Here is a 9,432-nt window from a genome sequence, read left to right as displayed (position 1 = left end):
AGCCATCCAACGGCAGAGGACTGATTGCCACACCCCACCAACCCGGGCGTCCGGAACATCGTGTCCCGGACGATCAAGAGCTTATGGAGGGCTGAGCGACCGCTCTTCGCCCCGCAGGCCGCACGGGCTGCGGGGCGGCCTCGTGCCCGCGGTCAGCCGAACCAGCGCGCGGCGACCTGCCGGAGCTCGTCCTGGTCCGGGTGTGCGTCGTCCGACGCCCACGCCACGTAGGAGTCGGGGCGGAGCAGCAGGGCGGTGACGTCGGTGTCCGCCTCGGCGCGGACGACCTCGACGCCGTCGGCGCGCAGGTCGCCGTTCCCCGTGAGGTCGATCAGCAGCGGCCGCGCCGTCCTGACCAGCTCGGCGAGCCGCACCGTGCCGGCCGACGTGCGCAGGTCCAGGTCGGGGGCGGGCAGGCCGGCCAGCGGGTGGGCGTCCTCGCCGACCGGGTAGCGGACGTCCGCGCCGGCGACCAGGTCGGCCACCACCCGCACGACACCCGGCTGGGCGAGCAGCTCGCCGAACAGCCGGCGCAGCCCGGTCACGTCCTCGCCCGGTGACAGCAGGGCGGACTGCGCCTGCGAGTAGGTGATGGTCCGGTCGGCGACCGGTCGGCGCTCGGCCTCGTAGGTGTCGAGGACGTCGGCGGCGCCGTTGACCGCCGCGGCGAGCTTCCAGCCCAGGTTCACCGCGTCCTGGAGGCCGACGTTGAGGCCGGTGCCGCCGGCGGCGAACACGTGGGCGGCGTCGCCGACCAGGAACACCCGACCGTCGCGGTACCGCTCGGCGACCCTGGTGTTGCCGCCGTTGAGCCTGCGCAGCACGTGCGGGCCGGCGCCGGGCGGTGCGCCGAGCGGCACGTCGACGCCCAGCACGCGGGCGACGCTGGCGCGCATCTCGTCCAAGCTCATCGGAGCGGTCGCTGCCGGCTCGTCCCACTCCGTGGTGGCGACGAGCGGTGGGCGGCCGGGCAGCGGCGCGTAGGAGAAGCCGCCGCGGGCGGTCCGGACGGGCAGGAACGGCAGGACGGGGCCGTGGCCGGGCACGTCCAGCGCGCCGGTCGCGGGGTCGAGCCGGTCCGGCGGCACGGTCACGTGCGCGGTGCGGGTGGTGGACCGGTCGTAGGTGACGCCCGGGAAACCGATGCCGGCGGCCTTGCGGACCGGGCTGTGCGCGCTGTCGGCGCCGACGACGTACCGGGTGCGCAGCTCGTAGGGCCCGTCCGGGCCGTCGACGGTGAGCGTGACGCCGTCGGCGTCCTGGACGAGCCCGGTGAACTCGTGGCCGCGGCGGAGCTCGACGCCCAGCTCGGTCGCGCGTTCTTCGAGGACCCGGACGGTGGCCGCCTCGGGCACCGGGAGGTTGTAGATCGGGCTGTCGGCGAGGAGGCCGAGGTCGAGCGGCATCGCGGCGAACATGAAGTAGCTGCCGTTGGGCGCCGGCGGGCCGGGCTGCCCGCTGAGCCGCTCGACCAGGCCGCGGCGGTCGACCAGGCGGACGACCTGGCCGACCAGGCCGTTCGACCGGGGTTCCGCGGCGGGTTCGAGGAGGCGTTCCAGCACGACCGGCCGGACGCCTCCCAGGGCGAGCTCGCACGCGAGCATGAGCCCGTTCGGGCCACCGCCGACGATGACCACGTCCATGGCGTCACTCCTCTGCTTCGGGTGTTTTCGGGCATGCCGGGGGAGCCCGTCGGGCGGGCGTCGGTCTGCGGGGCGGACGGCGAGGTCAGCGCGGGGCGGGCAACCCGGCGCGGATCTGGTCGAAGACCTCGCGCAGCAGTGGTGCGATCGACCCGGTGGGGTTCCGGGTCCACCGGGTGAGCGCGGCGCCCAGACCCGCGCTGACCACGGCGGCCACGATCCCCGGGTACAGGTCGCCGGGGTCGGTGCCGGTGCGGTCGGCGATGGCGGCGGTCAGCTCGTCCTGCGCGGCGGTGTGGGCGCGGAACACCTCGTACTGCACGGCCGGCTCGGCGAGCAGCTGCTGCAGCGCGTCGGGGTAACCGGACGGCGCCGGGGCGCTGCCCGGCGGTGGCTCGAACTGCCCGGCGACGGCGTCGACGAGCGCGTCCCAGAGCGGTTCGTCGGCCGGGCGGTCGCGGAGGGCCTCGGCGATGCGCCGGCCCCGCTCGACGTGGGTGGCGACGATCGCCTCGGCCTTGTTGGCGAAGTAGTTGCGGAAGGTCCGCTCGGACACGTTCGCCGCGGCGGCGATGTCCTCCACCGAGACGTTGTCCCACCCGCGTTCCAGGGTGAGCCGGATGGCGGCCTGGCTCAACGCGAACCGCGTCTCCCGCTTCTTGCGCTCACGCAGCCCTTCCGTCGCCATGCGGATCAGCCTAGCGAAACTTTCCGGATCTGCAAACTTGCCGATCCGGAAAGTTTTGTCGGTGAGGCTCGGGTCTCACGAACCGTCGGGTCGCATCGCCGAGCGGGCGAGGCGGGCGAGGCCGGCGCGCATCCGCCGTTCGCCGAGTTCGGGCAGGAGCGAGGCCACGTGTTCCGCGGCCAGTGCGGCGAGCAGGGCGTGGGCGGTGTGGTCGGGGTCGGGTGTGGTGTCGAGCAGGATCGCCGCGTGGCGGTGCCAGAACCGGTAGGCCCCGATCCGGTACCGGGCGCCGGGCACCGCGGTCTCCGACATCCGGACCAGGGCCAGGTGTTCCAGCAGGTAGTCGAGGTAGGCGTCGATGAACGCGACGAGGCGTTCGACGGGCGGCGCGCCGGGGCCGAGCGGCGGTGGTCCGTGCAGGATCGCCTCTTGGAGCACGCGTTCCCGGGTGTCCAGCAGGGCGGCGGCCAGTCCGGACTTGTCGCCGAAGCGGCGGAACAGGGTGCCCTTGCCGACGCCGGCGGCGGTCGCCACCTGGTCCATGGACACCGCTTCGACGCCGTGCTCGGCGAAGAGCCGGGCGGCGGCCTCCAGGACGGCGACGCGGTTGCGCGCCGCGTCCGTTCGCTCCTTGGGTGGCGGGGTGCGCAGCAGTTCCAGGGGGATTGCAGAACCGGACTGCGGTCCGCTATCGTCGTGAGGCACAAGCGGACTATAGTCCGATTCTCTTCCGGAAGGCAGTGGGATGACCGCACTCATCACCCGCGACGAGCTGAAGGCAGCGATCGACGCGGGCACCGTGACCGTCCTCGACGCGCTGGGCGGCGACTACTACGCCAAGCAGCACCTGCCCGGCGCGCTCGCGCTGGTCCTGGCCGACGTCGACACCCTGGCGCCGGCCCTGCTCCCCGACCGCGACGCCGCGATCGTCACCTACTGCTCGAACCCGGCGTGCCCCAACAGCGGGCAGGTCGCCGACCGGCTGACCGCGCTCGGCTACACCGACGTCCGCAAGTACCGCGAGGGCATCGAGGACTGGACGGAGGCCGGCCTGCCCACCGAATCCGCCTGAGGGTCCACGCGGACGAGGACTCCGGGGGCCGTGGTCCGGCCGCGGCGCCCGGACGGGTCAGTGGCTCGGGGTGAGCTCGCCGGCGTCCGGCGCGACGTCGGCGCCGTGGGACCAGAGCCGGGCGTAGTGGCCGTTGGCCTCGAGCAGCTCGGCGTGGGTGCCCTGCTCCACGATCCGGCCCTCGGACAGGACCACGATCCGGTCGGCGCGGGCGGCGGTGGCCAGGCGGTGGGCGACGACGAACGTGGTCCGGGCCCCGGCCAGGTGGTCGCTGGCTTCCAGGACCGCGGACTCGGTGGCGGGGTCGAGGGCTGCGGTGGCCTCGTCCAGCAGCAGGATCGTCGGCTGGACCAGCTCGGCGCGGGCCAGCGCGACCAGTTGGCGCTGGCCGGCGGACAGGCCCTGGCCGCGCTCGCCCACCTGCTGGTGGAACGCGTTGGGCAGGGCGGCCACCACGGGCATGGCGCCGACGGCCCGGACCGCCGCCTCGATCTCGGCCCTGGTCGCGTCGGGCTTGCCGTAGGCGACGTTCTCCGCGATGTCGCCGCCGAACAGGTGCGCCTCCTGCGGGACGATGCCGAGCCGTTGGCGCAGCGCCGCCAGGTCGTAGGAGCGCAGGTCCACGCCGTCGACCAGCACCGCGCCCTCGGTGGCGTCGTAGAACCTCGCCACCAGCTTGACCAGGGTCGACTTGCCCGCACCGGTCGCGCCCACGAAGGCGACGGTCTCGCCCGGCGAGACGTGCAGCGAGATGTCCTCCACCGCGGGACGGGTGGTGCCCTGGTAGGCGAACGTGACGTTGCGCAGCTCCACCTCGCCGCGCAGGTGGGGCACCGGCACGGGGTCGTCGGCCGGCGGGACGGTGGTCGGGGTGCGCAGCAGGTCGCCGATGCGGCTCAGGCCCACCCTGGCCTGCTGGTAGCCGTCGAACACGCCCGAGAGCTGGTACAGCGGCGAGAAGAACAGGCCCAGGTACAGCACGAACGCCAGGAGCACGCCGGGGGACAGGGTGCCCTCCGCCACGCGGTACGAGCCGACCACGAGGATCCCCGCCTGCGCGACGCCGGAGAGCAGCGACAGGAACGGGAAGTAGGTGGCGATGTACCGCTGCGCCCGGATGCGGGAGCGGCGGTAGGCGTCGCTGCGCTCGGCGAACGCCTCGGCCGACCGCGCCTCCCGCGTGTACGCCTGCGACACGCGCAGCCCCGAGACGTTCTCCTGGAGGTCGGCGTTGACCGCGCTGACGCGTTCGCGCGCCTCCGCGTAGGCCGCCGACGAGAGGCGCTGGAAGACCACCGTCGCGATCAGCAGGATCGGCAGCACGCTCAGCGCCACCAGCGCCAGGCCCGGATCGGTGACGACCAGGGCCACCGCGATGCCCACGACGGTCAGCACGCTGATCACGAACGTGGTCAGGCCGGTCTGCAGGAAGCTGGACAGGGCGTCCACGTCGGTGGTCATCCGGGTCATGATCCGGCCGGCCATCTCGCGCTCGTAGTAGTCCAGCCCGAGTCGTTGCAGGTGGGCGTAGCTGCGCACGCGCAACAGGTACAGCAGGCGCTCGCCGAGCCGGGAGGTCACGACGGTGCCCGCCGCCGCCGACACCCAGCCCAGCACGACCAGCGTGAAGCTGATCGCGGCGGCGGTCCAGAGCCAGCCGACCTGGCCGCCGACGACGCCCTTGTCGATGCCCAGGCGCACCAGGTTCGGCGAGGCGACGGCCAGCGCGGTGTCGATCAGGAGGAGACCGCCCACGCCCAGCATCGTCCAGCGGACGGGCCGCAGCAGGGTGCGCAGGCGGAAGCCCGGGTCGGGGGCGCGCGGGTCCTCGCCGTTCAGGGTCGGCACGTCGTCGGCGGGCGGCAGGGAGTGGACGCGGGCCATCAGCTCCGGGGTGGGCGGGGTGCCGCCCAGCAGCGCCGACGTGCCACCGCCGCCCCGGGAGACCTTGGCCGCGCCGACGGCCCGGTTCGCCGCGCGCACGGCCAGGTCGTCGTCGTCGTCGTCGCTCTCGGGCCAGAGGTCCGGGGTCGTGCCGTCCGGGCCCGGTTCCAGCCTGGCGTCGGCACGGGGGTCGACGTGCTCGATCGCCTCGCCCGGTCCGGCGAGGAGCTCGCGGTAGAGGCGGCAGCGCTCCCGCAGCTCGGCGTCGGTGCCGACGTCGACCACCCGGCCCGCGTCCAGCACGGCGATGCGGTCGGCCAGCGCGAGCGACGACCGCCGGTGCGCGATCAGGAGCGTCGTGCGCTCGGCGGTCACGGCGGCCAGCGTGCGGTGGATCGCCGCCTCGGTGGCGTTGTCCACGGCCGAGGTCGCGTCGTCCAGGACCAGGACGCGCGGGTCGGAGAGCAGGGCGCGGGCCAGGGCGACGCGCTGGCGCTGACCACCGGAGAGGGTCAGGCCGCGCTCGCCGACCACGGTGTCGTAGCCGTCCGGCAGGGCTTGGACGAACTCGTGCGCCTCGGCCGCCCGCGCCGCCGCCTCCACCTGCTCGTCGGAGGCGTCCGGCAGGCCGTAGGCGATGTTCGCGCGGACGGTGTCGGAGAAGAGGAACGCCTCCTCGAACACCGTGCCCACGGTCCGGCGCAGGGAGGACAGCCGCAGGTCCCGGACGTCCACCCCGCCCACCGACACCGCGCCCTCGTGCACGTCGTAGAACCGGGGCAGCAGGAGCGAGACGGTCGACTTGCCGGAGCCCGCGGTGCCGACGACCGCGAGGGTCTCGCCCGGTTCCACGCGCAGGGACACGCCCGAGAGCACCGGTTCGCTGCGCGTGTAGCCGAACGTCACGTCCCGCAGCTCGACGGCCACCGGACCGGCGGGCACGTCGCGGTCGCCGTCCACGACCGTCGGCTGCGAGTCGACCAGCTCGTACACGCGCTCCACGCCGGCCCGCGCCAGCTGCGCCGTCACCATCAGGCTCGCCAGCAGGCGGGTCGGGCCGACGAGGGTGGCCACGTAGGTCGCGAACGCCAGGAACGTGCCGAGGGTGACCTCCCCGCGCAGCGCCATCCAGCCGCCGAGCGCCAGGACCGCCACCTGGCCGAGGTAGGGCAGGGCGTTCAGCGTCGCGGACGGGCGGGCGGTCAGGCGGGCCGCGCGCATCCGCTCGGCGAACAGGAGCTTGGCGCGGGACTCCAGCCGGGAGACCTCGCGGGCCTCCTGGCCGAACCCCTTCACCACGCGCACGCCGGTGACGGTCTCCTCCACGTGCTGCGCCACGTCGGCCGCGCGCTGCTGGGCCGACCAGGTGGCCGGGAAGAGCGTCAGCCTGCTGCGCGCCGCGACCACCCCGACGGCGGGGGTGATCACCAGCGCGATCACGGTCAGCAGCGGCGACAGCCAGAACATCGCCACGATCGCCGCGACCGCGAACACGACCGTGCCGAACGCCAGCGGCGTCATCGACAGCAGGCTGTTGACCAGCTGGAGGTCGGTGATCGAGCGGGACACCACCTGGCCCGTGCGCAACGCGTCCTGCTTGGGCCCGTCCAACCGCTGCACCGCGCCGAACACGGCCTGCCGCAGGTCGTGCTGCACGTCGACGGCCAGCCGGCCGCCGAGGAACCGGCGCACGAACGCGGTGCCGAAGGTCAGCAGCTCCAAGCCGACCAGGACGATCGCGAGCCAGGTCAGGCGGTCCGTGCGGCCGGCCATCGCGTCGTCGACGGCGACCTTGATCAACAATGGACCGACGGCCTGCAACCCGACGCCGACGACGGCGGCGAGCACCGAGAGCACCACGAGGGCGCGGTGCTGCCAGCACGCCTTGGCGAGCCTGCGGATCCAGCCGTCGGGAGAAGTCACGAGGTCCAACATAGGTCGGACCACCGACGGTGTCGGCCCCCCTGGAGGTGACGAAGGCCGCCCCGAACCTTCGGGCGGCCTCCGTCAGCCGATCAATAACACGCGATCAGGTGATGTCCTTGCGCTGAGTGGCCGCCCAGCCGCCGAGGAAGAACAACGCCGTCCAGACGAGGAAGACCAGGCCGCTCAACCACCAGTCGAACGCGCCCAGCGCGCCCGCGATCGCCCGCAGGAACTCGACCATGTCCTCCGGCACGACGCCGGCGTTCGACAGGAACAGCGACGACGCCACCGAGCCGGTCATGCCGTTCACCGCGCCGTTGGGCAGGAAGCCGATGATCTCCGGCAGGCCCTGCGACGCCAGCACGAGCTGGATGCCGTTCTCCACGATCAGCATGTAGAGCAGCAGCACCACGGTGGTGCCGACGACGCTGGTCATCAGCGCGCCGACGCCGACGCCGAACATGGTCATCAGGATCGACGACAGCACGCCGACACCGGCCAGCGCGAGCCAGCCGCCGGCGTCGGGCAACGAGCCCGAGTTCGAGGTCAGTGCGATGCCGATGCTCACCGACGCGACGATGGCGATGCCGAAGATCGCGCCCCACAGGATGTAGACGATCATCTTCGCGGCCAGCGCGGAGACCCGGTTGGGCGAGGTCAGGAACGTCGTGGTGATCGTCTTGCGGTTGATCTCGTTCGCGATCGCCAGGCCGCCGAAGATCATCGGGAAGATCGTCGCCACGTTGATGCTGCGGGCGATCCCGAACACCGACATCTGCCACTGCGACGGGTCCACGTTGAGCAGCGCGGTGAGCTCCGCCGCCTCGTCGTTGTTCATGATGTCCGAGACGGTCTTGAAGATGGCCCCGGTGCCGAGCGCCCAGCCGAACGCGAGCAGCACGGTCGGGATCATCAGGCCCCACCACAGGCCCGTGGTGGTCGTCTTGCGGAACTCCGACTTGATCAGGTTGCCCATCACGCACCGCCCCCGAGGCCGCCCTGACCGTGTTGCTGTCCGTACGGGTTGTCCTGCGGCGGCGGCTGGGACCCCGGTGGTGGCGCCTCGTAGCCCTGCGGGGGCTGTTGGTACTGCTGCTGGTACTGCTGCTCGTAACCGGGCGGCTGCTGGTACGGCTGCTGGTAGCCCGGCGGCGGCTGCTGCTGGTAGCCCTGCGGCGGTGTCTGGTACGGCTGCTGGTAGCCGGCCGGTAGCTGCTGCTGGTACCCGGCGGGCGGCTGCTGCTGGTAGCCGCCGGGTTGGGCGTACTGGCCCGGCGCCGCGTACTGGCCGTTGGTGAGCTGGAAGAACAGCCGCTCCAGGTCGACCTTCTCCTCCTGGATGCCGTAGACCGACACACCCGCCTTCAACGCGGTGTCGGCGACCTGCCTGGCCTCCACGCCGGTCACCGCGATGCGGCCGTCCGGCAGCTGCTCGATCGCGCTGATCCCGTCCTCGCGCAACGCCGCGACCAGCGCGCCGGTGTCCGACGGCTGCACGAGCACGCGGCCCTGCTGCTGGTCGCGCAGCTGGTCGAGCGAGCCGTAGTACATGGTCTGACCGCGGCTGATGACGACCACCTGGTCGACGGTCTGCTCGACCTCCGCCAGCAGGTGGCTGGAGATCAGCACGGTCCGCCCGCTGCGCGCGTAGGACTGCAGGAACGTCCGCAGCCACGCGATGCCCTCCGGGTCGAGCCCGTTGGCCGGCTCGTCGAGCACCAGGATCTGCGGGTCGCCGAGCAGCGCGGTGGCCAGGGCCAGCCGCTGCTTCATGCCCAGCGAGAACCCGCCCGCCTTGCGGTCGCCGGCCGCGCCGAGGCCCACCAGCTGGAGCACCTGGTCGGCGCGCGAGTCCGGCACGCCGATCGCGGCCGCGTAGACCCGCAGGTGGTTGCGCGCCGTGCGCTTGGGGTGGAAGCCCTGCGCCTCCAGCACCGCGCCGACCACCCGCGCCGGGTTGCCGAGCTGGGCGAACGGCCTGCCGTTGATCAGTCCGGTGCCCGCGGTCGGGGTCACCAGGCCGAGCAGCATGCGCAGCGTCGTCGTCTTGCCGGCCCCGTTGGGGCCGAGGAAGCCGGTCACCGAACCGGGTTCCACCGTGAAGCTGAGATTCTGCACCGCTGCGACCGGACCGAACTGCTTGGTCAAGTTCTGCACCACGATGCGGCCACTGCCGTCGTGCACGCGTCCCTCCCGAGTACTCCTACCGGGCGTCATCC

At 73.0% G+C, this 9,432-nt stretch carries 7 protein-coding genes; 1 reads left to right on the top strand and 6 read right to left on the bottom strand.

Annotation, left to right across the window (positions count from 1 at the left end; genetic code table 11):
- Positions 1–152 precede the first annotated feature (152 nt).
- The 3 genes from ACZ7GX_RS38625 to ACZ7GX_RS38615 form a co-directional block, all read right to left on the bottom strand.
- Complete coding sequence (locus tag ACZ7GX_RS38625) at positions 153–1,643, bottom strand: FAD-dependent monooxygenase (RefSeq protein WP_498784484.1); 1,491 nt, start codon at positions 1,641–1,643, stop codon at positions 153–155.
- Positions 1,644–1,728: 85 nt separating this feature from the next.
- On the bottom strand, positions 1,729–2,331 hold the full coding sequence (locus ACZ7GX_RS38620; protein WP_498784482.1) for a TetR/AcrR family transcriptional regulator: 603 nt from the start codon (positions 2,329–2,331) through the stop codon (positions 1,729–1,731).
- Positions 2,332–2,406: 75 nt separating this feature from the next.
- Complete coding sequence (locus tag ACZ7GX_RS38615; protein ID WP_498784490.1) at positions 2,407–2,991, bottom strand: TetR/AcrR family transcriptional regulator; 585 nt, start codon at positions 2,989–2,991, stop codon at positions 2,407–2,409.
- A gap of 85 nt (positions 2,992–3,076) precedes the next feature.
- Here ACZ7GX_RS38615 and ACZ7GX_RS38610 point away from each other — a divergent pair, with 85 nt between their 5' ends.
- Complete coding sequence (locus tag ACZ7GX_RS38610; protein ID WP_498784480.1) at positions 3,077–3,403, top strand: rhodanese-like domain-containing protein; 327 nt, start codon at positions 3,077–3,079, stop codon at positions 3,401–3,403.
- A gap of 57 nt (positions 3,404–3,460) precedes the next feature.
- Here the strand turns inward: ACZ7GX_RS38610 and ACZ7GX_RS38605 are convergent, their stop codons facing one another.
- From ACZ7GX_RS38605 to ACZ7GX_RS38595, 3 genes are all read right to left on the bottom strand, one after another.
- A complete protein-coding gene (locus ACZ7GX_RS38605; protein WP_498784478.1) occupies positions 3,461–7,222 on the bottom strand; it encodes an ABC transporter ATP-binding protein in 3,762 nt (1,253 codons plus the stop codon).
- Between the two features lie 94 nt (positions 7,223–7,316).
- Positions 7,317–8,189 (bottom strand): ABC-2 transporter permease, encoded by an 873-nt coding sequence (locus tag ACZ7GX_RS38600; protein WP_498784476.1) that lies wholly within the window; start codon positions 8,187–8,189, stop codon positions 7,317–7,319.
- A complete protein-coding gene (locus tag ACZ7GX_RS38595; protein ID WP_498784474.1) occupies positions 8,189–9,397 on the bottom strand; it encodes an ABC transporter ATP-binding protein in 1,209 nt (402 codons plus the stop codon). The genes ACZ7GX_RS38600 and ACZ7GX_RS38595 overlap by 1 nt, the downstream gene beginning before the upstream one ends.
- Positions 9,398–9,432: the final 35 nt, after the last annotated feature.

Source organism: Actinosynnema sp. NPDC037264 (assembly GCF_055603705.1).
Note: the sequence above shows the minus strand (reverse complement) of the source record. Positions and strands in the feature narration are given on the sequence as shown.

Bases quoted from the DNA above. Each gene is read 5' to 3' on its own strand.
- ACZ7GX_RS38625 (WP_498784484.1), bottom strand. From the start codon at position 1,643: ATGGACGTGGTCATCGTCGGCGGTGGCCCGAACGGGCTCATGCTCGCG.
- ACZ7GX_RS38620 (WP_498784482.1), bottom strand. From the start codon at position 2,331: ATGGCGACGGAAGGGCTGCGTGAGCGCAAGAAGCGGGAGACGCGGTTC.
- ACZ7GX_RS38610 (WP_498784480.1), top strand. From the start codon at position 3,077: ATGACCGCACTCATCACCCGCGACGAGCTGAAGGCAGCGATCGACGCG.
- ACZ7GX_RS38605 (WP_498784478.1), bottom strand. From the start codon at position 7,222: ATGTTGGACCTCGTGACTTCTCCCGACGGCTGGATCCGCAGGCTCGCC.
- ACZ7GX_RS38600 (WP_498784476.1), bottom strand. From the start codon at position 8,189: ATGGGCAACCTGATCAAGTCGGAGTTCCGCAAGACGACCACCACGGGC.